Annotated in this window: 23 protein-coding genes and 3 tRNA genes; 10 read left to right on the top strand and 16 right to left on the bottom strand. The window is 62.5% G+C overall.

Annotated elements, in window-relative coordinates; translation table 11 throughout:
- Positions 1-53: 53 nt before the first annotated feature.
- On the top strand, positions 54-941 hold the full coding sequence (locus AC1DYJ_RS13345) for a DMT family transporter (RefSeq protein ID WP_477281463.1): 888 nt from the start codon (positions 54-56) through the stop codon (positions 939-941).
- A 38-nt stretch (positions 942-979) separates the two neighbouring features.
- Here the strand turns inward: AC1DYJ_RS13345 and AC1DYJ_RS13340 are convergent, their stop codons facing one another.
- On the bottom strand, positions 980-1,237 hold the full coding sequence (locus AC1DYJ_RS13340; RefSeq protein WP_477281461.1) for a GlsB/YeaQ/YmgE family stress response membrane protein: 258 nt from the start codon (positions 1,235-1,237) through the stop codon (positions 980-982).
- A 132-nt stretch (positions 1,238-1,369) separates the two neighbouring features.
- Here AC1DYJ_RS13340 and AC1DYJ_RS13335 point away from each other — a divergent pair, with 132 nt between their 5' ends.
- Entirely contained in the window at positions 1,370-1,831 is a 462-nt protein-coding gene (locus AC1DYJ_RS13335) for a YidB family protein (RefSeq protein WP_477281459.1), read from the top strand.
- Here the strand turns inward: AC1DYJ_RS13335 and AC1DYJ_RS13330 are convergent.
- The gene (locus tag AC1DYJ_RS13330; protein WP_477281457.1) at positions 1,828-2,709 is read right to left on the bottom strand and encodes a helix-turn-helix transcriptional regulator; all 882 of its coding nucleotides are present in this window, start codon (positions 2,707-2,709) and stop codon (positions 1,828-1,830) included. The two genes, AC1DYJ_RS13335 and AC1DYJ_RS13330, sit on opposite strands and share 4 nt — an antisense overlap.
- 93 nt (positions 2,710-2,802) lie before the next feature.
- Between AC1DYJ_RS13330 and AC1DYJ_RS13325 the strand changes: the two genes are divergently transcribed.
- Positions 2,803-3,192 (top strand): VOC family protein, encoded by a 390-nt coding sequence (locus AC1DYJ_RS13325; protein ID WP_477281455.1) that lies wholly within the window; start codon positions 2,803-2,805, stop codon positions 3,190-3,192.
- 88 nt (positions 3,193-3,280) lie between these two features.
- Here AC1DYJ_RS13325 and AC1DYJ_RS13320 read toward each other — a convergent pair.
- Together AC1DYJ_RS13320 and AC1DYJ_RS13315 are read right to left on the bottom strand one after the other, a co-directional pair.
- A tRNA-Gly gene (locus tag AC1DYJ_RS13320) sits at positions 3,281-3,354 on the bottom strand.
- A gap of 27 nt (positions 3,355-3,381) precedes the next feature.
- A tRNA-Tyr gene (locus tag AC1DYJ_RS13315) sits at positions 3,382-3,466 on the bottom strand.
- Between the two features lie 210 nt (positions 3,467-3,676).
- Here AC1DYJ_RS13315 and AC1DYJ_RS13310 point away from each other — a divergent pair.
- The gene (locus AC1DYJ_RS13310) at positions 3,677-4,534 is read left to right on the top strand and encodes a TrmH family RNA methyltransferase (RefSeq protein ID WP_477281453.1); all 858 of its coding nucleotides are present in this window, start codon (positions 3,677-3,679) and stop codon (positions 4,532-4,534) included.
- A gap of 466 nt (positions 4,535-5,000) precedes the next feature.
- Here the strand turns inward: AC1DYJ_RS13310 and AC1DYJ_RS13305 are convergent, their stop codons facing one another.
- The 3 genes from AC1DYJ_RS13305 to gcl all read right to left on the bottom strand — a co-directional run bounded on the left by AC1DYJ_RS13305 (position 5,001) and on the right by gcl (position 8,744).
- Complete coding sequence (locus tag AC1DYJ_RS13305; RefSeq protein ID WP_477281751.1) at positions 5,001-5,990, bottom strand: 2-hydroxy-3-oxopropionate reductase; 990 nt, start codon at positions 5,988-5,990, stop codon at positions 5,001-5,003.
- Positions 5,991-6,138: 148 nt separating this feature from the next.
- Entirely contained in the window at positions 6,139-6,936 is a 798-nt protein-coding gene (gene otnI, locus AC1DYJ_RS13300; RefSeq protein WP_477281451.1) for a 2-oxo-tetronate isomerase, read from the bottom strand.
- A gap of 26 nt (positions 6,937-6,962) precedes the next feature.
- Complete coding sequence (gene gcl / locus AC1DYJ_RS13295) at positions 6,963-8,744, bottom strand: glyoxylate carboligase (RefSeq protein WP_477281449.1); 1,782 nt, start codon at positions 8,742-8,744, stop codon at positions 6,963-6,965.
- A 203-nt stretch (positions 8,745-8,947) separates the two neighbouring features.
- Between gcl and bhcR the strand changes: the two genes are divergently transcribed.
- Positions 8,948-9,769, top strand: coding sequence for an HTH-type transcriptional regulator BhcR (gene bhcR, locus AC1DYJ_RS13290; protein ID WP_477281749.1), 822 nt, complete (start codon positions 8,948-8,950; stop codon positions 9,767-9,769).
- Between the two features lie 56 nt (positions 9,770-9,825).
- Here bhcR and AC1DYJ_RS13285 read toward each other — a convergent pair whose 3' ends face one another.
- The gene (locus AC1DYJ_RS13285; protein ID WP_477281447.1) at positions 9,826-10,182 is read right to left on the bottom strand and encodes a hypothetical protein; all 357 of its coding nucleotides are present in this window, start codon (positions 10,180-10,182) and stop codon (positions 9,826-9,828) included.
- Between the two features lie 123 nt (positions 10,183-10,305).
- On the opposite strand from AC1DYJ_RS13285, the gene AC1DYJ_RS13280 reads away from it, so the two are divergent.
- Complete coding sequence (locus tag AC1DYJ_RS13280) at positions 10,306-10,716, top strand: hypothetical protein (RefSeq protein WP_477281445.1); 411 nt, start codon at positions 10,306-10,308, stop codon at positions 10,714-10,716.
- A gap of 182 nt (positions 10,717-10,898) precedes the next feature.
- Here the strand turns inward: AC1DYJ_RS13280 and AC1DYJ_RS13275 are convergent, their stop codons facing one another.
- Both AC1DYJ_RS13275 and AC1DYJ_RS13270 read right to left on the bottom strand, forming a co-directional pair.
- Positions 10,899-11,207 (bottom strand): BA14K family protein, encoded by a 309-nt coding sequence (locus tag AC1DYJ_RS13275; RefSeq protein WP_477281443.1) that lies wholly within the window; start codon positions 11,205-11,207, stop codon positions 10,899-10,901.
- A gap of 163 nt (positions 11,208-11,370) precedes the next feature.
- On the bottom strand, positions 11,371-11,538 hold the full coding sequence (locus tag AC1DYJ_RS13270) for a hypothetical protein (protein WP_477281442.1): 168 nt from the start codon (positions 11,536-11,538) through the stop codon (positions 11,371-11,373).
- 158 nt (positions 11,539-11,696) lie between these two features.
- Here AC1DYJ_RS13270 and AC1DYJ_RS13265 point away from each other — a divergent pair.
- Positions 11,697-11,772: transfer RNA gene (locus AC1DYJ_RS13265), tRNA-Thr, on the top strand.
- A gap of 155 nt (positions 11,773-11,927) precedes the next feature.
- Here the strand turns inward: AC1DYJ_RS13265 and AC1DYJ_RS13260 are convergent.
- From AC1DYJ_RS13260 to AC1DYJ_RS13245, 4 genes are all read right to left on the bottom strand, one after another.
- Positions 11,928-12,482, bottom strand: a complete 555-nt coding sequence (locus AC1DYJ_RS13260; protein WP_477281440.1) for a DUF2569 family protein — start codon at positions 12,480-12,482, stop codon at positions 11,928-11,930.
- A gap of 137 nt (positions 12,483-12,619) precedes the next feature.
- Complete coding sequence (locus tag AC1DYJ_RS13255) at positions 12,620-13,309, bottom strand: TetR/AcrR family transcriptional regulator (protein ID WP_477281438.1); 690 nt, start codon at positions 13,307-13,309, stop codon at positions 12,620-12,622.
- A gap of 67 nt (positions 13,310-13,376) precedes the next feature.
- Positions 13,377-14,804 (bottom strand): amidase, encoded by a 1,428-nt coding sequence (locus AC1DYJ_RS13250; RefSeq protein ID WP_477281436.1) that lies wholly within the window; start codon positions 14,802-14,804, stop codon positions 13,377-13,379.
- A gap of 102 nt (positions 14,805-14,906) precedes the next feature.
- Positions 14,907-15,935: an extracellular solute-binding protein gene (locus tag AC1DYJ_RS13245; RefSeq protein ID WP_477281434.1), complete on the bottom strand. Its 1,029-nt coding sequence runs from the start codon at positions 15,933-15,935 to the stop codon at positions 14,907-14,909.
- A gap of 277 nt (positions 15,936-16,212) precedes the next feature.
- On the opposite strand from AC1DYJ_RS13245, the gene AC1DYJ_RS13240 reads away from it, so the two are divergent.
- The 3 genes from AC1DYJ_RS13240 (at position 16,213) to AC1DYJ_RS13230 (ending at position 22,255) form a co-directional block, all read left to right on the top strand.
- Positions 16,213-19,257, top strand: a complete 3,045-nt coding sequence (locus AC1DYJ_RS13240; protein WP_477281432.1) for a caspase family protein — start codon at positions 16,213-16,215, stop codon at positions 19,255-19,257.
- A gap of 439 nt (positions 19,258-19,696) precedes the next feature.
- Positions 19,697-20,464: an NAD kinase gene (locus tag AC1DYJ_RS13235; RefSeq protein ID WP_477281430.1), complete on the top strand. Its 768-nt coding sequence runs from the start codon at positions 19,697-19,699 to the stop codon at positions 20,462-20,464.
- 192 nt (positions 20,465-20,656) lie between these two features.
- Positions 20,657-22,255: a DEAD/DEAH box helicase gene (locus AC1DYJ_RS13230; RefSeq protein ID WP_477281428.1), complete on the top strand. Its 1,599-nt coding sequence runs from the start codon at positions 20,657-20,659 to the stop codon at positions 22,253-22,255.
- Positions 22,256-22,318: 63 nt separating this feature from the next.
- Here the strand turns inward: AC1DYJ_RS13230 and AC1DYJ_RS13225 are convergent, their stop codons facing one another.
- A complete protein-coding gene (locus AC1DYJ_RS13225) occupies positions 22,319-22,927 on the bottom strand; it encodes a hypothetical protein (RefSeq protein ID WP_477281426.1) in 609 nt (202 codons plus the stop codon).
- A gap of 240 nt (positions 22,928-23,167) precedes the next feature.
- Positions 23,168-23,818, bottom strand: coding sequence for a YiaD family glycine zipper/OmpA-like lipoprotein (locus tag AC1DYJ_RS13220; RefSeq protein ID WP_477281424.1), 651 nt, complete (start codon positions 23,816-23,818; stop codon positions 23,168-23,170).
- Positions 23,819-23,974: the final 156 nt, after the last annotated feature.

Here is a 23,974-nt window from a genome sequence, read left to right as displayed (position 1 = left end):
CGGCCCGCGCGTGGCCCATTGCCGCTGCGGCGCCGGTCTGATTTGCTCGTCCGATGCATTTCATCCCCACATCCATACGCGGCCCGCTGTTCATGATCGTTTCGACGGGGTCGTATCTCGTCAACGACACGATGATGAAGCTCGCCACCGGCGGCTTGCCCTCCTATGAAGTGCTGTTCCTGCGCGGGATCGCGGCCACGCTGTGGGGCATGCCGCTGCTGTTCCTGCTGGGTTACGGCAAGCAGATCCCGCTGATCTTCGACGGCAAAGTGCTGCGCCGCAACCTGCTCGAGCTGGCGGCGATCCTTTGCTACGTGGTGGCGCTGGCCAACATGCAGATCGCCGACTCGACCGCGCTCGGGCAGATCACCCCGCTCCTGATGCTGGTCGGCTCCTCGATCCTGTTTGGCGAGCGGATTGGCGGCGTGCGCATGGCGCTGATCGGGGTCGGCTTCGTCGGCGCCGTCATGGTGGCGCAGCCGACCATGGAAGGCATCTCGGTCTATGCCTTGTTGGCGCTCGGCAATGCCGCGCTGTCGGCCGCGCGCGATCTCGCCGGCAGACGTGTCCCAGCCGAGGTTCCGGGCATGATCGTCGCCATTTCCGCTGTCGTGGTGGTGCTGATCGGCGCGGGGGCGGCGCATCTCGTTTCCGAGCGCTGGGTGATGCCGGAAGCCCGTCACCTGCTGTTGATGGCCGGCGCCGGGTTTTTCCTGATCTTCGGCCATTTCTTCATCTTCATGGCCTATCGCGTCGGCCCGACCGGCGTCGTGGCGCCGTTCTACTACTGCTTCACCGTCTGGGCGGTCATTTCCGGCGTGCTAGTATTCGGACAGTTCCCGAATGCGCTGGCGGTGTGTGGCATTCTGCTGGTGGTGGCGAGCGGACTGACCATCGTGTCGCTGGATGAACGCAAACGCAGGCTGACCGTCGTCGCATAATCCTAACGACGACCGTCAGTGGCAGCCAGCAAACGGCCTTAAAGCGTCCGCTTGCCGCTGATCTGGTGATAGGCCCACAGCACGACCACCGCGCCGATGACGGCGACGATCAGGCTCCAGATGTTGAGGCCGGTCACGCCCGTCGCGCCAAAGGCGCTGAAGATCAGCCCGCCGACAATGGCGCCGACAATGCCGAGCACGATATCCATGATCAGGCCCTGGCCGGTCTTGTTGACGATCTTGCTGCCGATAAAGCCGGCGATGACGCCGAGGATGATCCAGCTGATGATGCCCATTTTTCCTCTCCATTCCCTCGCCGGCCGATCATGGTCACATGATTGTCAAAAGCTCAAGCCAACTTGAAATTCGGCCCGCGCGCTCCATTCTAGCCAATGGGACAGGGCTTGGTCGCAATGGAGGATTGACCTATGGGACTCTTTGACAACGCCGTACCCGGCGGCAACATCACCAAACCGCTGATGATCGCGCTCGGCGCGCTGCTGGTCGGGAAGATGCTGAGCGGCAGAAGTGCCGAACAGCCGGACGAACCCGCACAACCTCAAGCGCCCGCCCCCACCGGAACCACCGCCTCCGGCGACGGCGGCCTCCTCGGCGGGCTGGGCGGCCTGCTCGACAAGTTGAAGGATGCCGGCCACGGCAATGTCGCCGACTCCTGGGTCGGCACCGGGCAGAACCAGCCGATCAATGCCAATGATCTTGGCAGGGCGATCGGCCCGCAGGTCATTCGCGAGATTGCACAAAGGACCGGCCTGGACGAGCAGGAACTGCTCAAGCAGTTGTCCACCGCGCTGCCCGGCATTGTCGACAAGCTGACGCCGAACGGCCAGGTGCCGCAGCAGCATCAGGTCGCCTCGGCGTTCAACAACTAGACTTCTGCGCCAGCACCATGCGCAAACACGCCCGGCACCGTCTTGCGGTTGTCGGGCGTTGTTTTCAGCAGCGCCGAAAATCTTTCAGCGGTCGACGCATCGACCGGCGTGTAGACGGAAACCGAAAAATCGCTGTCGCGACCGCCCGGCTGCAGCGTCGCGAAATCGAACGCCATCTCACCGGCGACAGGGTGCCGGATGGATTTCCGCCAGATCGGTGGTTCGGCGATATCACGGCGGTTCCAGCAGGCGGCAAACGCCTCGCTTGCCGCCTCCAGTGATGAAACGAGTGCCGCCAGCACCGGATCGCGGGTCATGGCCACGGTCGCGAGCCGGAACTGTGCGACGGCCGAGCGCGACACCTCCGGCCGGTCGACAAAGCGCTGCCGCCACTCCGCGTCGAGAAACAGCTTGGCGATCAGGCTGCCCGACCATTCGTCGTCCGTCTCGAAATTCCCGAGCAGCACCGTTGCCGGATGGTTCCAGGCAACGACCTGCCAGTAGCGATTGACGATGTAGGCCGGGTGCGGCGCCAGCCCTTCGAGCAGGCTGAGAAGCGGCGCGCTGGGCAGGCCTTGTTCGCCGAGGCGGTTGCGCCAGTCGAGATCGGGCCGCGCCAGCTGGAACAGATAGGCTTGCTCGGACCGGCTCAGCTTCAGCACCCGCGCCAGCGAGCGAAGCACATGCGGCGATGCGTTCACCTCCCGCCCCTGCTCGAGCCAGGTGTACCAGGTGGTGCTGATCCCCGCTTCGGCGGCGACTTCTTCACGGCGAAGGCCCGGTGCCCGGCGGCGACCATTGGCGCCTGCGAGCCGCGGCAAGCGGTCCCGTCGCTCGCGCAGGAAGCGGGCAAGCTCGTAGTGGCGGGTGTCCGTCATGCTGTCACCTTCAATACCAGTATAAGCTATAGTCTTGTACCCCTTTAAAGGAAAGCTAGCTTGCGGGCGATCGCAACAAAGGGACACCCACCAATGAACGCACTGAACGAGATCCGTCAGATCGACTACACCGTCATCTTCGCCCGCGACATGGCCGCCATGCGGCACTTCTACGGGGATGTGATGGAGTTTCCGCAGCAGCGCGAGCTCGGTGAAAAATGGATCGAATACCGGGTCGGCTCCAACACGCTGGCATTGACCAGCCTCGGCCTGATGTTCAACGACACGCCGCAGCAACAGGACGCGCTGTCGCTGCAGCTGGCCTTTCGGGTCGCACCGCAGATGGTGGTGGCTTGCATTGATGCCCTTCGGGCCAAGGGCGTACAGCCGGTTCTGCCGCTCACCGACCAGGAGTGGGGCCACAGGACGGTGTTCTTCCGCGATCCCGACGGCAACGTCATCGAGATATTCGCTGAAATCTGATGCGGATTGTGGAGGTGAGGTCGTGACACAGCAGTGACACGGCGCATTTTCAGAATGATGATTTTATTAGCGATTTCAAAGAGATATTTGGAGCGGGTAGCGGGAATCGAACCCGCATATTCAGCTTGGAAGGCTGCTGCTCTACCACTGAGCTATACCCGCGTCGTTTCAAGCTCCGCGGGCTGGCAGTGGTGGAGAGGGTTGGATTCGAACCAACGTAAGCTAAGCTAACGGATTTACAGTCCGTCCCCTTTAACCACTCGGGCACCTCTCCAGCCTGCCGTCGAAGCCTTGCAACGAGGCATTCTCGCCGATCAGGTCGAAACCAAGGTTTTGTCCGAAATCAGCGAAGCGCCTTATGGCGGCAAGGCTACTGGGTGTCAACCGCACCGTAAGGCAAAATGCGTTGATTTTGACAGCCCGCCCGGCAAGCCGGCTTTCTGCCTGTATCCATGCCCTTGCGACACGGCTATAGAAGCCGGCCATGAGCAATGACAACAATCCCAAGACCGCCAAAGACACCCATTATGCCAAGCTGCGCCGCGCGCACCGCGACGAGAAGGCCGGCGGCGCGCCTGCCTTTCGGCCGCGCCAGCCGGTGCCGCCGGGTGAGAATGCCGCTGATGGGTTGGTGCGACTTTATGGCCTGCACACGGTGCGGGCCGCGCTAGACAACCCCCGGCGCAGGATCAAAAAGATGCTGGTGACGCGCAACGCCGCCGAGCGGCTGGCGATCGCTGACCTTGCCGCCTTGCCGTTCAAGGCGGAACTGGTCGAGCCAAAGGAAATTGACAAGATCACCGGTTCGGACGCCGTCCACCAGGGCGTGCTGATCGAGGCCGAGCCGCTGAAGCCGAAACGCCTCGACGCGCTTGGCGACACAAAATTGGTGCTGGTGCTCGATCAGGTCACCGATCCGCACAATGTCGGCGCCATCCTGCGTTCCTCGGTCGCCTTCGGCGCCGGCGCACTGATCACCACGGCCCGCCACAGCCCGCAGGAATCCGGCGTGCTGGCAAAATCGGCCTCCGGCGCGCTGGAGCATATCGACCAGATCGAGGTGAAGAACCTGGCCGACGCGCTGGGACAGCTGCATGAAGCCGGCTTCCAGACCATCGGCCTCGATTCGGACGGCCCGGCGGAACTCGAAACGAGTTTTTCAGGCGAAAAGATCGCGCTGGTGCTCGGCGCCGAAGGCAAGGGCTTGCGCCAGAAGACGCGCGAGACGGTGACGACGCTTGCCCGCCTCGACATGCCCGGCGCGATTCGTTCGCTCAATGTGTCGAACGCGGCGGCGGTGAGCCTTTATGCGGCACAACGGTGGTTCACGCGCAGCAAATAGGGCTCAGTGATGCCATTGGATTTTGCTGTGCTTGATCCAAACGGACGTATCGATCGGTATGTCCCGATAGGTCCAGACGCGCATCATGAAATCGTGTCGCTCGCGAGCCAGAATGCGTTTGAATTCATTCTGCGGTTCAAGGATTTCTATGAAGACGCGACAGTTCCGATCGAGTCCTTTCCGTCCCTAAGCGCCGAGGTTGCAGCTCTTCAGCAGACTCCAGGAGTTTCTGAAGAATCCAGACGCTTTCTAAGCCGTTTGGCCGATCTCATTGGGTACGCAACCGAGCACGGCCGACCTATCCAGGCGCTCTCGGACTAGAATACCCGAAACGGCCATGCTGAGCCGGCCCGAAGTCGGCGAGCTCGGCTGAAACGCCAAAACGAGCTCCCGCGATCGACGCAGGAGCCCGTTCTTGGCAGGCAAGAGTTGGCGGCTTGGGAACGTTGCGCCGCCTTCTCCCGACCTATGCTGCTTTGCCCTTGGCTTCGGTTGCTTGGCTGCCGACCTCGAAATTGGCCATCCGCTCCAGCGCGCGAACCAGTGCCGAGTGGTCCTCTTTCGCCCCACCATTGGCCGCGCAGGAGTTGAACAGCTGCTGCGTGGTCGAGGTATTGGGCAGCGAAACACCGAGCGCCTTGGCGCCTTCCAGCGCCAGGTTGAGATCCTTCTGGTGCAGTTCGATGCGGAAGCCTGGCGCGAAGGTGCGCTTGACCATGCGCTCGCCATGCACTTCGAGGATGCGCGAGGCCGCCAGCCCGCCCATCAGCGCCTGCCTGACCTTGGCCGGATCGGCGCCGGCTTTTGCGGCAAAGATCAGCGCTTCGGCGACCGCTTCGATGGTTAGCGCGACGACGATCTGATTGGCGACCTTGGTGGTCTGGCCGACGCCGTTCGGCCCGACAAGCGTGATGTTCTTGCCCATCTTTTCGAACACTGGTTTTGCGCGCTCGAAGGATTTCTCCTCACCGCCGACCATGATGGTCAGCGACGCGGCCTTGGCGCCGACCTCGCCACCCGACACCGGCGCATCGAGATAGTCGCAGCCGAGATCGTTGATCTTTTTGGCGAACACCTTGGTCTCTATCGGCGAGATCGAACTCATATCGATGACCAGCTTGCCCTTGCCGAGACCGGCGGCAACGCCATTGTCACCGAACAGAACCTCTGCGACTTGAGGCGTGTCAGGCACCATCGTGATGATGATGTCAGCCGCCTTCGCCACGGCGGCATGGCCGGTGACGGTCTTCAGCCCCTTGGCGATGAGATCGGCCGATGGTTTCGAGCGATGGTCGCTGGCGACGACGGTGTAGCCGGCATCGAGCAGATGCCCCGCCATCGGCGCGCCCATGATGCCGAGGCCGATGAAGCCGATGGTTTCCATTTTGGTTCTCCGTAATTTGTTAGGTCGCGATCCTTCGCGCCCCCTCTGGCCTGCCGGCCATCTCCCCCACAGGTGGGGAGACTAGCAGTTTCGGCGCCTCGCTCATCCTGCAACGTTGGGGATTGGCGAAAGCCGGAACGACAGCTGATCTCCCCCTCGTGGGGGAGATGACCGGCAGGCCAGAGGGGGGCGCGAAGGATCGCGGCTTCAATTGCAACAGCTAAGCCGCCGCGCTCCCCTGCCCGTTAAGCTCCCGGAACCACCCCAGCCCTTGTTCAGTCCCCGCCTTCGGCGTGTATTCCGCCCCGACCCAGCCGGAATAACCAATCCGGTCGATGTGCTCGTAGAGGAAGGGATAATTGATCTCGCCCGTCCCCGGCTCGTGACGGCCGGGATTGTCCGCAAGCTGGATATGCGCGATGCGGCCAAGGTTTGCCTCGATGGTACGGGCGAGATCCCCCTCCATGATCTGCATGTGATAAATGTCGTATTGCAGGAACAGGTTCTTCGAGCCGACACGGTCGATCATCGCCAGCGCCTGGTCGGAGTAATTCAGGAAGAAGCCGGGAATATCGCGCGTGTTGATCGGCTCGATCAAAAGCCGGATGCCGGCCTGCTCCAGCTTCTCCGCCGCAAACGCCAGGTTCTCGGCAAAGGTGTTTTCCAGCACCGAGCGATCCACACCTTGCGGGGCGATGCCGGCAAGACAATTGACCTGTTCGCAACCAAGCGCGTGGGCGTAAGAAATCGCCTTGGCGATGCCTTGCCGAAACTCCGGCACGCGGTCGGGCAAAACGGCAATGCCGCGCTCACCTTTGCCCCAGTCGCCGACCGGCAGGTTGAACAGCACCTGTGTCAGGCCATTCTTCTTCAATCGCGCGGCAACTACCTCCGGCGCATGGTCGTACGGGCCGATATATTCGACGCCCTTGAAGCCCGCCCGGGCGGCCGCGTCAAAACGGTCGAGGAAGTCGTGCTCGCCAAAGAGCATCGACAGATTGGCTGAAAACCGCGGCATTCTGTTTCTCCTTCTCTCCGCCAGGCCTAGTCGAGCATCACGATGGCCGTCGGCGCATCCTCATGGCTTTCGGCAAGGTCTTCGAATTCAGTGATCTTGTCGATTTCCGTGCCCATGGAAATGTTGGTGACGCGCTCGAGGATGAATTCGAGCACCACCGGCACCTGATGTTCCTTCATCAACCGCTGCGCTTCCTTGAAGGCGCCAGCGAACTCTTCCGGCTTGCGCACCCGCACCGCCTTGCAGCCCATCGCTTCGGCGACCGCGACATGGTCGACGCCGTAGCCGGCCTCCGGATCGTTGGCCCGGTTGACGTTCTCGAAGGCGAGGCTGACCTCGAAATCCATCGAAAAACCGCGCTGCGCCTGGCGGATCAGGCCGAGATAGGCGTTGTTCACGACGACATGGATGTAGGGCAATTTGTGCTGCGCACCGGCCGCCAGTTCCTCGATCATGAACTGGAAGTCGTAGTCGCCCGACAGCGCCACGATGGTGCGATCCGGATCGGCGGCGCGCACGCCAAGCGCTGCCGGCAGCGTCCAGCCGAGCGGGCCGGCCTGGCCGCAATTGATCCAGTTGCGCGGCTTGTAGACATGCAGGAACTGCGCGCCGGCGATCTGCGACAGGCCGATTGTGGTGACATAGGTGGTATCGCGGCCGAACGCCTTGTTCATCTCCTCATAGACGCGCTGCGGCTTCAGCGGCACCTGCTCGAAATGCGTCTTGCGCTTCATTGTCTTCTTGCGAGCCTGGCATTCCTTCGCCCAGCCCGACCAGTCGCGCAGCTTTCCCGCCGTCTTCCATTCGGTGGCGACGTCGAGCAGCATCTTCAGCGCGGCCCCGGCATCCGAGACGACGCCGAGATCCGGCGCGAACACACGGCCGATCTGCGTCGGCTCGATGTCGACATGGATGAATTTTTTCCCCTTGGTGTAGACGTCGACCGAACCGGTGTGGCGGTTGGCCCAGCGATTGCCGATGCCGAAGACAAAATCGGCCTCCAGCATGGTCGCATTGCCGTAGCGGTGCGAGGTTTGCAGTCCGCACATGCCGGCCATCAGCCGGTGGTCGTCGGGGATCGCGCCCCAGCCCATCAGCGTCGGGATGACCGGCACGCCGGTAATCTCAGCGAATTCGATCAACAGGTCGGAGGCATCGGCATTGATGATGCCGCCGCCGGCGACGATCAGCGGCTTGTCCGCCGCGTTAAGCATCGCCAGCGCCTTTTCGGCCTGGGCGCGTGACATGGCCGGCTTGAACGGGACGAGCGGCTCATAGGCGTCGATGTCGAACTCGATCTCGGCCAGCTGCACGTCGACCGGCAGGTCAATCAGCACCGGACCCGGCCGCGACGAGCGCATCAGGTGAAACGCCTTCTGCAGCGCCATCGGAACCAGATAGGGCTCCATCACGGTGATCGCCCACTTGGCGACCGGGGCTGCGATAGCGGCGATGTCGACGGCCTGGAAATCTTCCTTGTTCAGCCGCGCGCGTGGCGCCTGCCCGGTGATGCACAGGATCGGGATGGAGTCGGCGGCTGCCGAATAGAGCCCGGTGATCATGTCGGTGCCGGCCGGGCCGGAAGTACCGATGCAGAGCCCGATATTGCCGGCCTTGGCCCGCGTATACCCTTCGGCCATATGCGAGGCCGCCTCGACATGGCGCGCCAGGATGTGGCGGATAGAGCCCCGCGCCTTCAGCGCCGAATAGAACGGATTGATCGCGGCGCCCGGCACGCCGAAGCCGCAGGAAATGCCTTCCTTTTCGAGAACGAGAACCGCTGCATCGACAGCGCGCATCCTGGCCATGTCCAGCCTCCGCAAGATTGTTGGTTGGCTGACAATGCCAGCGCGCCGCCTATTTTTCAATTTTTTCAGAATAATTTTTCATTTCTAGAAAACAGCCACTACTCGCTGATTTTAATGAGCTTTTCGTTTTCCACAATCCGAGTGGAAAAATGAGTGAAAAACTTTTTCATTGTGCTTGTGGAGAAATCGGCGACAATGCCGCCATGGAAACCAGCGAAAAACGCCAGCGCGGCCGGCCGCGTGCCTTCAATGGACCTGCCGAGGCCGGTTCGGTGCAGTCGCTCGACCGCGCCTTGCGCATCCTCGCCATCGTTGCCGAAGGCAGCGGCCTGTCGCTGAGCGAAATATCGGCGCAAAGCGGCCTTGCCGCCTCCACCGCCTACCGCATGCTGACGACGCTGCAGAACCACGGCATGGTCGAATTCGATACGTCGGACCAGCTGTGGTCGATCGGCGTTGAGACCTACCGCATGGGTGCGGCCTTCCTGCGCCGGCGCAAGCTGGTCGACCGCGCCCGCGTGGTCATGCAGGAATTGATGGAAAAGACCGGCGAAACCGCCAATCTCGGCGTCGCCGAGGACGATTGCGTCGTTTTCGTCAGCCAGGTCGAGACACATCAGGCGATACGCGCCTTCTTCCGTCCGGGCACGCGCAGCTCCTTTCATGCCTCCGGCATCGGCAAGGCGGTGCTGGCGCAGCTCGAGCCGGAACGGGTCGCCGCCATCCTGCGCAAATCGGGCCTGCAGCGCTTCACCGACAAGACGCTGTCCGACATTTCGGCCCTCGCCCATGATCTCGCTGTCATCAAGCACCGCGGCTGGTCGGTCGACGACGAGGAACGCCATCCGGGCATGCGCTGCGTGGCCGCCGCCATCTTCAATGAATTCGGCGAACCGATCGGTGGTGTTTCGGTGTCCGGCCCGACCGTGCGGGTAACGCCGGAGCGGCTGGACGAGATTGGGCCGCTGGTGCGCGATGCCGCCGCGGAAGTGACCAAGATGATCGGCGGACATAAGTCGGGCTGACCAGCCGAATTTTCAGGCTGCGAGCGATCCGAGAGAGCGGCCCTCGTCTCTGGGCGTCATGCGCCCGGCACCGCGCTCCGCACCGAAATCTCGAAGAAATCGAGCAGGATCGCCCCGCCGACGCCGCAGGCGGTGAAGATGAGACCGGTGATGAAGATGCGGTTGGCGCGCTCAATAATGCGCCGTTGCAGCGACGCGATGTCGAGCAATATGGCCAGCGCCCGCATCTGCAAGGCGATGCCGATCAGGATCGGCACGACCGCGACCAGGTGGTAGGCCCGCCACGGAATGGGATTGGCGGCCCAGTGGGTGATGAAACCCAGCGAAAAGGCGAGCAGGAGCCCGACGGTGGTGACGGTGCCGTTGCGAAAAGCCGTTTCGACCAGATCTTCCTTCGGGTCCTGCTCGTCCAATGCCCCCTCCCTCAATTGGCGCTCGGGTGACAGATTAGACTCTCGCAAAATCGCTGTACATCACCGGTCGCATGGACGTTGCCCGACTTGCCGCGGCATTCGCAGGCATGCAAAAGGGCGAGCATGCGGAAAACGATCCAGCTTTTGCTTCTCGCTTGCCTTTGCGGTTGCGCGACGACGACACCGCCGCCACCCGAACCCGCCGCGAGCCAGCGCGCCGATCCGATTGCGGTCTCGCTCGCCCTGGAGGAGACCATCACCATTGGCGTGCGCCAGCATTTGAAAAACCCGGTGGCAGCGCGGTTCGGACCCATACTTGCCGGCGAGCGCACGATGAACGGCCGCAAAGAAATCGTGGTATGCGGCTCTGTCGATGCTGCCGGCGGCTCTGCCGACTATGAGCCTTTCCTTGGCAAGATTTACCCGGACGGCGACAACAGCTTCGAACTCGCCGCAATGGGCAACACGCAGCAAGGCGCGATTGCGGATGCCTGCCGCGCGGCAGGATTGCCGATCGACACGCAAAAATCCTAGAGCAATTCCAGGAAAAGTGTACGCGGTTTTCCCGGGAAAAGCGTGAAGCGCTTTCCCTTGGGAATTGCGTAAAAACAAAGAGATAGAGCGGTTCGCCGTTTCCGTGAAACGGTGAAACGCTCTAGCGCGAACAATGAAAAAGGGGCTGTGGAGCCCCTTCTTCATTGCCTGAAACCGACCTGTTAGAGGCGGCAATAGTGGCGGTAACCGTCATAGCCGACATAGGTGTCGGAGTACGGATCGTAGCTGGCGTAGCGGTTGGCGCAGCGGCGGACGTGCCAGGAGCCACCCTCGTCGTCGACATAGACGGTGTGCGGCTGCTGGCTGAGCAGGCTGCCGAGCACGAAGCCGCCAACGCCGGCGGCGATGCCGATGCCGATTTCGCGGTTGTGGTGATGGCTGTGGGCGGCCGAAGGCTGCACGGTGCCGACCAGCGAGGCGGCGGCGACGGTGGAGGCGATGAGGGCCGAAGCGATTTTGCGCGTGAACATGATGATCTCCTTGTTTCGTTGCTAGAGGCGATCCATCCGCCTCTTGATCATCTGTCGTTGCAGCGAAGAAAAAGGTTCGACGGGTTTTTGAGATTTTTTCTCGGCCGACAAAAAACAAAAAAGGGCGGCCGAAGCCGCCTTCCACGAGAGGTCTACTCGCTCCCTACCCCATCCCCGTGACATGCCGCAGCCAGAACGCCATAGCGATAAACCCGACGATGGTGGCGATACCGGTCCAGTCGACGTTGGCGCTCTTCACGTCCTTGATGAGCTTCACCACGAGAAACCAGGCGATGACGACGAGCGGGAGAATGATGACAAGTCTGATCATGCGAGCCCCCTAACCAGGCGATTGCACCTCGATGATATGTAGGAAAGGACTTGGCGGTTTTCAGCATGGCGGCGCCAGCCGCCCCGGCGGGTCCATTAGCAATCGAAAACGGAGTTTTGTCTTTACTGGCGCGGCAAATATGCTAACCGGAGCGCCGTGCCCTTGTAGCTCAGCTGGTAGAGCAGCGGTTTTGTAAACCGAAGGTCGGCGGTTCGATTCCGTCCGGGGGCACCAGCCTTCACTCTTCGAGCTTCGGGTGGCAGGCCATCCAAAGCTCGTTAGACGAAGGAGTGTCCTCCGAAGCCTTGGCGAAGGAGAACCGCCGACGGTTTTGTTTCGGCGCAGCCGGGCAGCACCGACATCCGGCCAGATCGCAACCGTCGGGCCGTCTAGGAGAACGTCGCAGCCTGAATGGCTGCCGTATCGCCACTGAACGTGTTTCTCACCCTGACAGACCTGTAGACATAGGCGGCCCAAAGCCCCGTGGTGGTGACGGCTATCAGGGCCGATATCAATGTATCGACGTCCAGGAGCCGGTCTATCGGGATACCGAGTATTCTTGATATCCAAACGGTGTGCAGGATGAACAAGACAGGGATCGAAAGCCATTGGTATATGAACAGTTTGGGGAAGTGGCGGCTTCGCCGCAGCATCGAAACGAGCACGACCAACTGCAGCACCAGAAAGGCCAGAGTGAGGGCCACCTCGCCATACACCGCCAAAGGCCCATTAGGCAGGGTGATGAGCTGCTGGTAGTCTTTGACCGATCTGCTCAACTCCACAAGTGTACGCAACGGCGACAGTGACTGACTGATCGCCAGCAGCATCAGCCAGCCGCCAAATCCCTCAAGGTATGTCGGAGGTCGTGAGCGTTTGCGTGCCGAGCGGACAGCGAAGAAAACAGGCACGCCAATCAGCAGCAGCAGTATTGCCCAATGCCACATTCGCCCGCCCCCATCGCGCAACCTTGCGTTGCGTATACTGCATCCTCAGATTGTATCATGTTTCATTTGCAACTCAAGAGGATCGAGCAGCTTCGGCCGAAAATAGTGCGCCGGCCTTCGCTTGGCTAAGTCGCCTCTCACCCCAACTCAAAATGCCGTGGAAACGCCTGGTGCAGCAGCAGCAGCATGGTCTTGCGCAGCACGTCGGTGTCCCGGCTGGACGGGTTGAGATGATCCCAATACCAGGCGCCGTGCACCAGATAGTTCAGGCTCTCTGACAGCGTGTCGATGTCGACGCCGGTGTAGCCGCCGTCACGGGCAATTTCGATCAGCAGATCGCGCGCTTCGGCGGTGTAGGCGAGATCGCTGGGCAGGCCGATTTCATTGTAGATCTGCATGCTCTTGCGGTCGCTGGAGAACACGACGAAGACCGACACCCATTTCGGATGCAGTCGGGCAAAGCGCTGCGCGCAATCGACCGCGCCCAGCGCCCGTTCCACAGGCGACAGGCCGGGCGCGCGCACCAGCGTGATCCACAGCGCGTCATATTGATCGCTGAGATACTGCAGGACGGCCCGGAACAGGTTCTCCTTGCTGCGGAAATGAAAGACCACCAGCGCGTTGGACGATCCGACATGCTCGGCGATGCGCTGCATGGTGACGCTGGCTAGGCCCTCCTCCGCAATGAGCTCGATGGTGGCGTCGATGATGCGCTGGATGCTCGCTTCGCCGCGTTCGCGCCGGCGATCCTTGGGCGCGGCGTCGTTTGCCGCACCCTTGGTCGCCTTGCTTTTTCCCGCCTCAGCGGTGGCTTTGCGTTGCGCCATTGTCGTCAGGCCTTTCCCCGGCGAAAACATCCCGCCGCTGCTTTGGCACGCCCGCCCCTTTGCGGACTCAGAGCGACGGGCGTGATCCGGCATTCATGTACCATTGACCCTGAGCCGTCTCATAGGCCATCCCCGCCCGGAAAACATCGGCGTCGCAATAGGTGCGGCCAACGATCTGGATGCCTGTCGGCACGCCATTGGCAGCGCGGCCCGACGGCACGGACAGGACCGGGCAGCGGCTCAGCATGTTGAACGGCGTCGTCATCACCCAGCCCAGCGACGGGTTCACTTGGCTTCCATTGATCTCGACCTTGCCTTTGGTCTGGTCGAATTCCGCCGGCACCGCGGGAAGCGCATTGGTCGGGCAGATCAGCACATCGTATTTTTCCAGCAACGGTCCCAGCGTCTGGTACATCCTGGCCGCCACCTCCAGGGTCGCGACAAAATCCGTCGCCTTCGACTTCTGCCCATCCTGCGCAAACTGCCTGGCATAGCTGGTCATGTCCTTGCCGTGCTTGGCGAGCAGGGGCGCCAGCGAGGCGCCGAACAGATGTTCTAGGTAGGCCATACCGGCCTTCAGCACCTCGTCACCCCAGCCGAGGTCGACTTCCTCGACGGTAGCGCCGAGCGAACGAAAAACATCGCAGGCGGCGAGCGTATTTTTGCGCACGTCAGGGTCGACCTCGAACGAGCCGAGATCCATAGAGAAGGCGATCATCCAGCCTTTGATCGGCTTGTAGTCGCTGGGCAGGCGCAGTTTTGGGCGCAGCGTGGCAATGTCGAGCGGGCTCGGCCCGGCCATCACGTTCTGCAGCAGGATCGCATCGCCGACGTTTCGGGCGAGCGGCCCGGTGTGGCAATAGAAGTCGAGGTTGAAAGGCGGCTCGTCGGGGTTGCGGCCGTAAGGCGGCTTGAAGCCGACCAGGCCACAGGCCGAGGCCGGGATGCGGATCGAGCCGGCAATGTCCGAGCCGGTGGCAATCGATGACGTGCCCGAGGCCAGCGTCGCCGCCGAACCGCCCGACGAACCGCCAGGCGTAAAGTCCGGATTCCAGGGGTTGCGCGTCACCCCCCAACGCTTTGACCAGGTATAGCCGGCGCAGCTGAATTCGGGCGTCGCCGTGCGGGCGTGCACGATGCCGCCCGCTTTCATGACACGCTCGTTCATCGTCGAGGTATGGCCGCCAATGGCGTCCTTCGACAGCAGCGACCCATGCGAGGTCGGCTTGCCCTTGATGTAGCTCTCATCCTTGATGCCGATCGGCAGGCCTTCGAGCGCGCCGGTTCTGGCGCCCTTGGCGTATTTCGCCTCGGCCTTTCTGGCGAGCGCCATCGCCTCGTCGAAATGCTCGAAAGTGAAGCAGTTGATCGTCGCTTTCGTCGCCTCGGCGCGACGGATGGTGGCCTGCATCAGGTCGACAGGCGAAAGCTTCTTCGCCTTGAACAGCCGCAACGCCTCACTGGCCGGCATGTAGCAAAGGTCGAGATCGGACATCGAAAATCTCCCGCGGCGGCTGGACCGCATCTGGCATGAAGGGATTGTCGGGCCGCCGTGAGCGGCCCGAAGGATGTTGGTCAGGTTCGGCTGGCGGCGCTGCTATTTCTGCAGGTCGGTCCAGATCCTGGTGTAGAGCGCCTGGATGTCGGCGGGGCAGGTCGGCATGAACTGGCCCTTGTCGGCAAATTCGGCCGGAACGTCCACTTCGGGCGCCCCCTTCATGTCGTCCGGCAGGAACGGCTCGGAGCCCTTGATGCCGTTGGCGTAGTGCGCGAAGGCCGAAATCAGCGCGGCGTTCTTCGGGTCCATGATGAAATTCTGGAAGAGCTTGGCATTCTCGACATTCTTGGCGTCCTTGAGCACCGCGACATTGTCCATCCAGATCGGGAAGCCCTCTTTGGGATAGCCGTAGACGATCTTGTCGTTCTCGAGCCGCTCGCGCAGCGATATGCCGTTCCAGTTGACGCCGGCGGCAATGTCGCCTCGGCCAAGGCCATCGACCGCCGCGTAATCGAGCGACAGCCATTTGCCCTTCGCCTCGACCAGCTTGTCATGCACCTTCTTCAGCAGCACCTTGTCGTCGGTGCAGTACTTGCCGCCCTCATAGGCAATGGTAAGGAACATGATGTCCCCCATTTCAGGCACGACATTGATCTTGCCGACGAGTTCCGGCGGCGGATCGAGGAAAATCGCCGAGGTGTTCGGGTCGCCCGCATAGACCGATTTGTTGACCGAAATGCCGGTCGTGCCCCATTGCCACGGCACGGAGTATTTGCGGCCGGGATCGAACGGCACGTCGACCCATCTCGGGTCGACATTTTTAAAGTTTTCCATCTGGTTGGGATCGGTCTCCAGCAGCAGGCCCTCGCTGATCCAGATCGGCATCACGCTGGCCGAGGGCACGACGATGTCATAGCCGGAAGCGCCCTGGCGGACCTTGGCCAAGGCCGTGTCGTTGGAATCGTAGTCTGTGACGGTGACCTTGACCTTGTAGGTCTCCTCGAACTTCTTGATCAGCTCCGGACTGGTGTAGTTGCCCCAATTGTAGATTTGCAGTTCGCCGTCGGCGCGGGCAATGCCGGTCATGGCCAGCAGCGCGAGCGCCGCCGCAGTAAATTTCAGCTGCATGCATATTCTCCCATTGTTGGGACCGGCAGCGTTGCCGCCTCAGGTCCGTCTGTTCCCTTCGTCTTGGTGGCCATTCACCGTTCTATGCCGGCTGACCAACTCGGTATGTCCGTAACGGTATTAATTACTAAACATACAGTCAATATCTTTTTGCCAACCAAACTGCCCATCGGCGCCGACAGTGCGCCGGCGAAGCTGACATGATATGGTCGAGGTCGGGCCATTGATGAATTGGGGCAAGCCGTGGCGTGCGCGCAGCGGCCTGCAAGACTTGGGCATGGTCATGCGCCTTTTCCTGGCGGTCGTGCTTCTGCTGTCCCTCTTCTCCGCCGCGCGCGGCGAAGAGCGGATCGCGCTGGTTGTCGCCAATCCGGCCTATGAGGGCTCGCGGACAGTCGCCAACGCCGACCTCAGTGCCGAGCTCGTTGCAACGACCCTGCGATCCCTCGGTTTCACCGTAAGCCAGGTGTCCGATGGCGACCGTGCCGATGTCGCGCGCGCCATGCACGACTTCGCCCAATCCCTGGCCGATCCGGAGTCCGTCGGCATCTTCTACTATGTCGGCCACACCGGGCAGGCCAATGACAGGAACTATCTGCTGACGCGCGGCACCCAGATCGATTCGAAGGAAGCGGTCGACCAGACGGCACTGCCACTCGATCTGTTTATGCAAGCGCTCGAGGCAACCCCGACATTGAAGGTGGTTCTGCTGGACAATCCCGGCGATGGACACAACCCGACGCCGGGCCTGATGCAAGGTCTGGCGGCGGTCGATCCGCCGTCCAACGCCATTGTCGCCTTTTCCGCCAAGCCGGGAAGCATCGCGCTGGACGAGAACAAACCGGTCACGGTGTTTGCCGACGCGCTCACGGCGGCGCTGGTCAGGCGGGGCGCTGATATCCGCACGATCCTCGCGTCTGCCGGCCAGACAGTCGACGACAAGACATTAGGCGCCCAGTCGCCATGGGTAGCCTATGGCCGTTCGGCCGACACAGCTTTTGTCCTGACTCCGGACCAGTTGGCCACTGCGGCACCCGCACCGACCACAGCACCGGCGCCAGAGGAAACGCCGCCGCTGCCGGTCGTCCCGGAACCCGCCCCGCCACCGATGGCAAGCGGCGCTGGCGGCGGTGGCTACGATTCCGGGGGCGGCGGCTGGGGCAGTGGCAGCGACACCAGTTCCGGCGGCTTCGACGGCAGTGGCCAGGAGCCCTATCCCATGGACGTCGCCCCGGGTGGTTCCGGTAGTCCCGACGCCGCGATGGGCGACAGCGCCAAAGAAGCGGCGCTCTACGAGGAATACAAACGCCAGGAACAGCAACGTCAGTTGCAGGAGGAGCAGGCTCGGCAACGATACGAAGAGGAAATGAAACGTCAGGAGGCGGCGGCGGCGCAGAACAATCTTGGCGAGACCTATCCGCAGGACGGCGAAGCCACCGGCGCCGAACCGCCTGCCACCACCGAAGCGCCTTCCCCCGATCAGGCAGAGATTTCCCCTGAGGACGGCATGACATCGCCGGCCCCGCCCGATTCCGAAAGCCCGTCGGAGGTGCAGGCGCCGCCGAAACCGGCACCACCTCCTGTCGACCAGGCGCAAGCCCCTCCCTCCGGCGGCTCGCCCGCTCTTCCGCATCCCGGCACAGGTGCTATCGAGGTGGTGCGCCATCCGACCATCGATGCGCCGGACGAAGTCATCGCCGGCGAGACGGTGACTGTTTCGATTGCCCTGACCGAAGAGCAATTGACGCCAGAAGTGAAGGTGAAGGCTGCGCCGGGCTCGTCGGTGACAGAAGATGGCGCCTTGGCCATGGCGATGCCGGCGGGCGCCGAGCAATGGCCGATCGACATCGATCTGTTCGCCTCCGGCTTCGATCTCACCGACGGCGGCAAATGGAGCCGGCGCACGACGCTCTATCGCCAGGGCGACAGCGACTTCGTCCGCTTCGACATCAAGGCACGGCCGATTGCCAAGGATAGCAAGCCGGGCCAGTTCATCGCGCGCATCTACAGCGCCGGAAAATTCCTGGGATCGGCGTCACGGCCTGTGACCGTTCATCGAACGGCGCCTGTGGAGGCGGCCGCGCCAAGCGCCACAGCCGCGCGTTCCGCCGGACCGGCCATGCTGATGCTGGCTGCGGCGCCGCCGCTGCCAGTGACAGGCAATGTCAGCCTTGGCGGCGCAGGCGCGGATGACGTCCCCGACCTCGACGTGACCATCCTTTATGACGATCCGAGCGGGCTGGGTTCGGGGCAGATCATCATCCACTCGCCGCATCTGGCCGGCCCGGTGACCGATACGTTCTCGACGCCACCCGAGATGGCGGCATGGCTGGACTCCGAATACCGCCGCCTGCTGCAGCTCGGCCTGAGCCTGCGCGGCGCGGTTTCGCTGCAGCAGCCCGCGGCAAGCAGCGATCCCGACGCGCAAAAGCGTTTTGTCACGCTCGCCGCCGAAGGTTTTGGCGATGCGCTCTACCGCGACTACGTGCCGAAAGCGTTCAAGGACGTGTTCTGGTCGCTGCGTGGCAAAGGCGAATTGCATTCGATCCAGATCACGTCGAACAGCCCGACGCTGCCCTGGGAACTGATCCGCCCGCGCAGCGACGACGGCGCCACTGCCGACGGTTTTCTCGGCATGGGCTATCGGCTGGCGCGGTGGGCGCCGCGCAGCACTGCCTCACAGGTCGACAACCCGCTCGACCGCATGACCTTCACCGGTGTCGCGACGGTTGCGCCCTCCTATGTCGACAAACAGTCGCTGCGCTTTCAGCAGGACGAGATCGCGGCGTTGAGCAAGCTTGCCGGCTACCGCCGCTTCGATGGCGATTTCATCTCCTTCGAAAAACTGGTCGGCGAAGTCTCGACCGGTTTCATTCATTTTTCCGGTCATGGCGAGGTCAACCAGCCGGGCAGTGGCCGGCCGGTCTTTGCCATCGATCTCGTCGATCAGTCGCTCGACCCCGATACGTGGAGCGCGCTGATCGCGTCCGCGCACGGCAAGGGCAATCCGTTCTACTTCTTCAACGCCTGTGACACCGGCCGTTCCCAGATGCTCGGCGGCTTCGTGCAGGGCTGGGGTCCGGCGGTGCTGGCGGGCGGCGCCTCAGGCTTCATCGGCGGCATGTGGCCACTGACCGACCGTGGGGCAGCGGCTTTCTCGACCGATTTCTATGGCGGCATCAGCACGCGGATCAAGGACGGCCCGGTCTATCTGGCCGAAATCCTGCAGAACGTACGCAAAGAATTCTACCGGACCGGAGACCCGACCTACCTCGCCTACACATTCTACGGCAACGCCAATCTGCAGATTGTCGCGCAGTAAGCGATGGATCGCCGTCGGCGGATCGGCTGCGGCTTCAGCCTACAAAGCGTTTTGCGGGCATGGCATGCCGGCGTCGCCGCAGCGTGAGGCCGTCGGCCTGGAACTCATGTCCTCGGACTGTCGCACAAGTTCGGCGAAGAGAAGCGCGAAACTTCCCAGCATGAGGAAGACGATAATCAGGCGTGTCACCGGCAATAGACAGGTCTCAACTGGCTAGCCCCCCAGCCACCCATCCTCTGCCGGCTAACATGATCGCTTAGGCTTTACGAGTGTTTAAGCGCCGCCTTAACCATCACATTCGCCGCTCCGGCGACATGAAGCGCGAGCCGCCGTTTTTTTGCTTCAGCCCCAGCCTTGGCGTAACCGGACGCGCCTCCCTTTGCAGACGCCCTCGCCCATGCTACCCCACGCAACCCCTGCCGACCGCCATCGGGAAGTCATGAGCACAGCCAGTCTCGCCTTCGTTTCGTCCGACACTGCCGACGCCAAGGCGGCGATGGAAAGCCTGTCGGCCCGCTATGGCCAGGCCTCTGTCGACAACGCCGAGGTGATCGTGGCGCTGGGCGGCGACGGTTTTCTGCTGCAGACCCTGCGCGACACGATGAGCACGGGAAAGAAGGTCTACGGCATGAACCGTGGCACCATCGGCTTCCTGATGAACGAGTATCGTGTCGGCGGCCTCACCGAGCGCATCGCCGCCGCAGTCGCCGAAACCATCCGCCCGCTGGAGATGCTGGCGGTGACGCATGAGGGCGAAACGGTGTCGGCGCTCGCCATCAACGAAGTGGCGCTGTGGCGTCAGTCCTATCAGACGGCAAAGATCCGTATCACCGTCGACGAACAGGTCCGCATCGAGGAGCTTAACTGCGACGGCGTGATGATCGCGACGCCGGCCGGCTCCACCGCCTACAATCTGTCGGCGCACGGGCCGATCCTGCCGCTCGACGCGCCGCTGCTCGCGCTGACACCGGTCAGCCCGTTCCGGCCGCGCCGCTGGCGGGGTGCCCTGTTGTCCAACAAGGCGACCGTTCGCTTCGATATTCTGGAGCCGGAGAAGCGCCCGGTGAACGCCGCTGCCGACCACACCGAGGTCAAGGCGGTAGCGTCGGTGACGGTCCGGGAATCGCTCAGCGCGACGGCGACGCTGCTGTTTGACCCCAACCATTCGTGGAACGAACGCATTCTCGCCGAGCAGTTTCGCTATTGAGCCGGCGCAAAAAAAGACTACCTGATTAAGCATCGCGATTAAGCTTACGTTTTCACAATCGTGCCAATCCCGCCCGTTTCTGTTGACAAATCGCGGGCTTGCGCCTAATCGCAATACCAATCTTGCAGGCACGCTGTGCTTGCCGCGACGGATGCCGTTGCGCTTCCCCGAACCAGCCAAAGACAACATCACTTGTCCTCAGACACCACGACCGCTCAAGAAGCGTTGACCTTTTCAGACCTCGGCCTGTCGCCGAAGGTCCTTTCCGCAGTCACCGATGCCGGCTACACGCAGCCGACGCCGATCCAGGCCGGCGCCATCCCGCATGCGCTGCTCGGCAAGGATATTCTGGGCATCGCCCAGACCGGCACGGGCAAGACCGCCTCCTTCGTGCTGCCGATGCTGACCCGCCTGGAAAAAGGCCGGGCCCGCGCCCGCATGCCGCGCACGCTGATCCTCGAGCCGACGCGCGAGCTCGCCGCGCAGGTCGAAGAGAATTTCGTCCGCTACGGCAAGAACCACAAGCTCAACATCGCGCTCCTGATCGGCGGCGTCTCCTTCGACGAACAGGACAAGAAGCTGGAGCGCGGCGCCGACGTGCTGATCGCGACGCCCGGCCGCCTGCTCGACCACCGCGAGCGTGGCAAGCTCTTGCTCAACGGCGTCGAGATCCTCGTCATCGACGAAGCCGACCGCATGCTCGACATGGGCTTCATCCCCGACATCGAGCGCATTTGCGAGATGATCCCGTTCACCAGGCAGACGCTGTTCTTCTCGGCGACGATGCCGCCGGAGATCACCAAGCTCACCGAAAAGTTCCTGCATGCGCCGGTGCGCGTCGAGGTTTCCAAGGCCGCGTCCGCTGCCACCAATATCGTCCAGCGCCTGGTCAAGTCGGGCTCGAAGCCGTGGGACAAGCGCGAGACGCTGCGCAATCTGATGAAGGCCGAAGACGCCGAACTGAAGAACGCCATCATCTTCTGCAACCGCAAGGTCGAAGTGTCGGAACTGTTCCGCTCGCTGTTGAAGTATGATTTCGACGCCGGCGCCCTGCATGGCGACATGGACCAGCGCGCCCGCATGCAGATGCTGGCCAATTTCCGCGACGGCAAATTGCGCTATCTCGTGGCATCCGACGTCGCCGCGCGCGGCCTCGACATCCCCGATGTCAGCCACGTCTTCAACTACGATGTGCCGATCCATGCCGAGGACTATGTCCACCGCATCGGCCGCACCGGCCGTGCCGGACGCTCGGGCAAATCCTTCACGATCGCCACCAAGTCGGACACCAAATACATCGACGCCATCGAGCGGCTGATCGGCAACAAGATCGAGTGGCATGACGGCGACCTGTCGACGGTCGTCGCCAGCGAAGGCGGCGAGGACGAAGCGCCCCGCCGTGGCCGTGGCGCGCCGCGACGCGCCGGCCGCAAGGACGAGGACCGCAAAGATCGCGGCGAGCGCAAGCCACGCGAGCGCCACGCCAAGCCCAGCGAAGCTCCCCCGGCAGAAGCCGCACGCGAGGAACAGCCGGTCGTGGCTGAAGCTGCGGTCGCCGACATCGGCGAACGGCGTCAGCGCAAGGAAGCGATCCGGTCCGAAAACAGCGAGCGCAAGGTTTCCGATCGCAACAACGAGAACCGTGCTCCCGAACGCGGCGACACCAGGCCGCAACGCGCCAGCAGCAACAGCCGCCCTGCCCGCAACAACCGCGGCGGCGACGACAATGACGGCACCGTCGGCTTCGGCGATGACATGCCGGCCTTCATGAAGATCGTCGCCAAGGTCTGATTTCCGGTTTTCGGTTTCTCTAACCGATCACCCGGCTTGCCTGGCGCGATCATTTCTGTCCCGTCACATCGGGCCGGGCATCATCTTGGTCGGCTTTTCCAGCATCGGAAACTCGGCCTTGCTGCATTTCACCTTCGGGTTCGTCGGGCTGAACATGCCGTTCGGATTGTCCCTGAACAGCCAGGCATGAAGGTCGTAGTGGACGAACTCCTTCGGAATGAGCGGATAGTGCCCTTCCATCGGTCCCATGAATTTCTGGCCGAATAGCTTGGGGGCTTCCTTGACGTCCGGCGTCAGCGGCACCAGCCATTCCACGCCTACCAGCTTCAAGCCTTTTTTGGTCGGCTCGTAGATCAAGACATTGGGTTTCATTGGGTCGAGTTTCTGGCCGACGCTGGGAACATTGACGAAATGGATGCCCATAGCGCCCTTTGGATAGTCCATCGTGCCGGGTATCTTTTCGCCGTTGAAGTAGACGCAACCTTCGGTCGACAGATAAAGGTCGCGGATGGCGGCCGTGTAGTCCTCATATTTGGCCAGCGATTTCTTCAAGGCTTCGATGTCGGCCTTGTTGGCGTCCTCGGCTCGAGCCGTGGCGCCCACGCACCAGGCAGAGACCAGACCTGTCAAAACGAGGGCGCCGAAACGCCCGAGACGAGCCGTTCTTGTCATGCATTCCTCCCAGATTTCGTTATCTGGCCGTGCAGGACCGGGGCCGGCTAAGTGAATGATTGCGCGGCCGTTTGTACCGCCCCATCCCCTCTGGAACGGCGCCAATGCTAATCCTTTCCAAGGTCTGCGGAAAGCTATTATTAGAAAACTCTAATTCTTTAGATCTTATGGCGGACCAGAGGAGCCAAAATGAAAAACGGCCCCTTGCGGGGCCGCCTTCGCATGTCGATGCCGACCTGGTCAGGTGAGCGGCGAAAGCTGGATCTCGACGCGCCGGTTCTGCGCGCGGCCGGCCGACGTTGCGTTGGACGCGATCGGACGGGTCTTGCCGAAGCCGGTGACGGCGAAGCGGCGCGAATCGACGCCCTGTCCCGACAGATAGTTGGCGACCGCCAATGCACGGCGCTGCGATAGATCGAAATTGTGCTCGTCGCCACCGGTCGAATCGGTGTGGCCGAACACGTCGACCGTGGTCTGGCGGAACTTGTTCAGCACCAGCGCCACCGAATTCAGCACCTGGTAGAAGCCGGGCTTCACCGCATCCTGGTCGACGTTGAAGGTGATGTCGGACGGCATGTTGAGGATGATCTGGTCGCCGGTGCGGGTGACGCTGACGCCGGTGCCCTGCAGCTGGCGGCGCAGTTCAGCCTCGTTCTGGTCCATCGTGGCGCCAATGGCGCCGCCGGCCAGCGCGCCGATACCCGCGCCGATCAGCGCATTGCGGCGGTCGTTGCCGCCGGCAAGCAGGCCGAGACCGGCACCCGCCAGTGCGCCAAGGCCGGCGCCGGCCGCGGTGTTGGAAATCTTCTGATCACCCGTATATGGATCAGTGGTCGTGCAGGCGCTCACCAGCACAGCCGTCGCAACGGCGACGAGCACAGTCTTCTTCATGAGATAACGTCCCTCTCCAAACCGCGGCCTTTGCGGCCCGCGCATATCAGCCCTTCCACGGGTCTTGTACCATGAAATACGGCGAAAAACGGAACGGCGAAAGCGGCTTTTCCCGCTTGCGCCACTCTAAAGCGCGTCGCGCAGAAACGGATTCAT

The sequence above is a fragment of the Mesorhizobium sp. P2_B11 genome (assembly GCF_056404855.1).
This window is presented reverse-complemented; position numbering and strand designations above follow the sequence as displayed.

What these genes read in the sequence shown, in the direction of transcription:
- AC1DYJ_RS13240 (WP_477281432.1), top strand. Translation starts at nt 16,213, where the DNA reads ATGGTCATGCGCCTTTTCCTGGCGGTCGTGCTTCTGCTGTCCCTCTTC.
- AC1DYJ_RS13340 (WP_477281461.1), bottom strand. Translation starts at nt 1,237, where the DNA reads ATGGGCATCATCAGCTGGATCATCCTCGGCGTCATCGCCGGCTTTATC.
- AC1DYJ_RS13330 (WP_477281457.1), bottom strand. Translation starts at nt 2,709, where the DNA reads ATGACGGACACCCGCCACTACGAGCTTGCCCGCTTCCTGCGCGAGCGA.
- AC1DYJ_RS13275 (WP_477281443.1), bottom strand. Translation starts at nt 11,207, where the DNA reads ATGTTCACGCGCAAAATCGCTTCGGCCCTCATCGCCTCCACCGTCGCC.
- AC1DYJ_RS13345 (WP_477281463.1), top strand. Translation starts at nt 54, where the DNA reads ATGCATTTCATCCCCACATCCATACGCGGCCCGCTGTTCATGATCGTT.
- AC1DYJ_RS13250 (WP_477281436.1), bottom strand. Translation starts at nt 14,804, where the DNA reads ATGTCCGATCTCGACCTTTGCTACATGCCGGCCAGTGAGGCGTTGCGG.
- AC1DYJ_RS13245 (WP_477281434.1), bottom strand. Translation starts at nt 15,935, where the DNA reads ATGCAGCTGAAATTTACTGCGGCGGCGCTCGCGCTGCTGGCCATGACC.
- otnI (WP_477281451.1), bottom strand. Translation starts at nt 6,936, where the DNA reads ATGCCGCGGTTTTCAGCCAATCTGTCGATGCTCTTTGGCGAGCACGAC.
- AC1DYJ_RS13280 (WP_477281445.1), top strand. Translation starts at nt 10,306, where the DNA reads ATGCGGAAAACGATCCAGCTTTTGCTTCTCGCTTGCCTTTGCGGTTGC.
- AC1DYJ_RS13220 (WP_477281424.1), bottom strand. Translation starts at nt 23,818, where the DNA reads ATGAAGAAGACTGTGCTCGTCGCCGTTGCGACGGCTGTGCTGGTGAGC.
- bhcR (WP_477281749.1), top strand. Translation starts at nt 8,948, where the DNA reads ATGGAAACCAGCGAAAAACGCCAGCGCGGCCGGCCGCGTGCCTTCAAT.
- AC1DYJ_RS13335 (WP_477281459.1), top strand. Translation starts at nt 1,370, where the DNA reads ATGGGACTCTTTGACAACGCCGTACCCGGCGGCAACATCACCAAACCG.
- gcl (WP_477281449.1), bottom strand. Translation starts at nt 8,744, where the DNA reads ATGGCCAGGATGCGCGCTGTCGATGCAGCGGTTCTCGTTCTCGAAAAG.
- AC1DYJ_RS13310 (WP_477281453.1), top strand. Translation starts at nt 3,677, where the DNA reads ATGAGCAATGACAACAATCCCAAGACCGCCAAAGACACCCATTATGCC.
- AC1DYJ_RS13260 (WP_477281440.1), bottom strand. Translation starts at nt 12,482, where the DNA reads ATGTGGCATTGGGCAATACTGCTGCTGCTGATTGGCGTGCCTGTTTTC.
- AC1DYJ_RS13255 (WP_477281438.1), bottom strand. Translation starts at nt 13,309, where the DNA reads ATGGCGCAACGCAAAGCCACCGCTGAGGCGGGAAAAAGCAAGGCGACC.
- AC1DYJ_RS13325 (WP_477281455.1), top strand. Translation starts at nt 2,803, where the DNA reads ATGAACGCACTGAACGAGATCCGTCAGATCGACTACACCGTCATCTTC.
- AC1DYJ_RS13235 (WP_477281430.1), top strand. Translation starts at nt 19,697, where the DNA reads ATGAGCACAGCCAGTCTCGCCTTCGTTTCGTCCGACACTGCCGACGCC.
- AC1DYJ_RS13270 (WP_477281442.1), bottom strand. Translation starts at nt 11,538, where the DNA reads ATGATCAGACTTGTCATCATTCTCCCGCTCGTCGTCATCGCCTGGTTT.
- AC1DYJ_RS13225 (WP_477281426.1), bottom strand. Translation starts at nt 22,927, where the DNA reads ATGACAAGAACGGCTCGTCTCGGGCGTTTCGGCGCCCTCGTTTTGACA.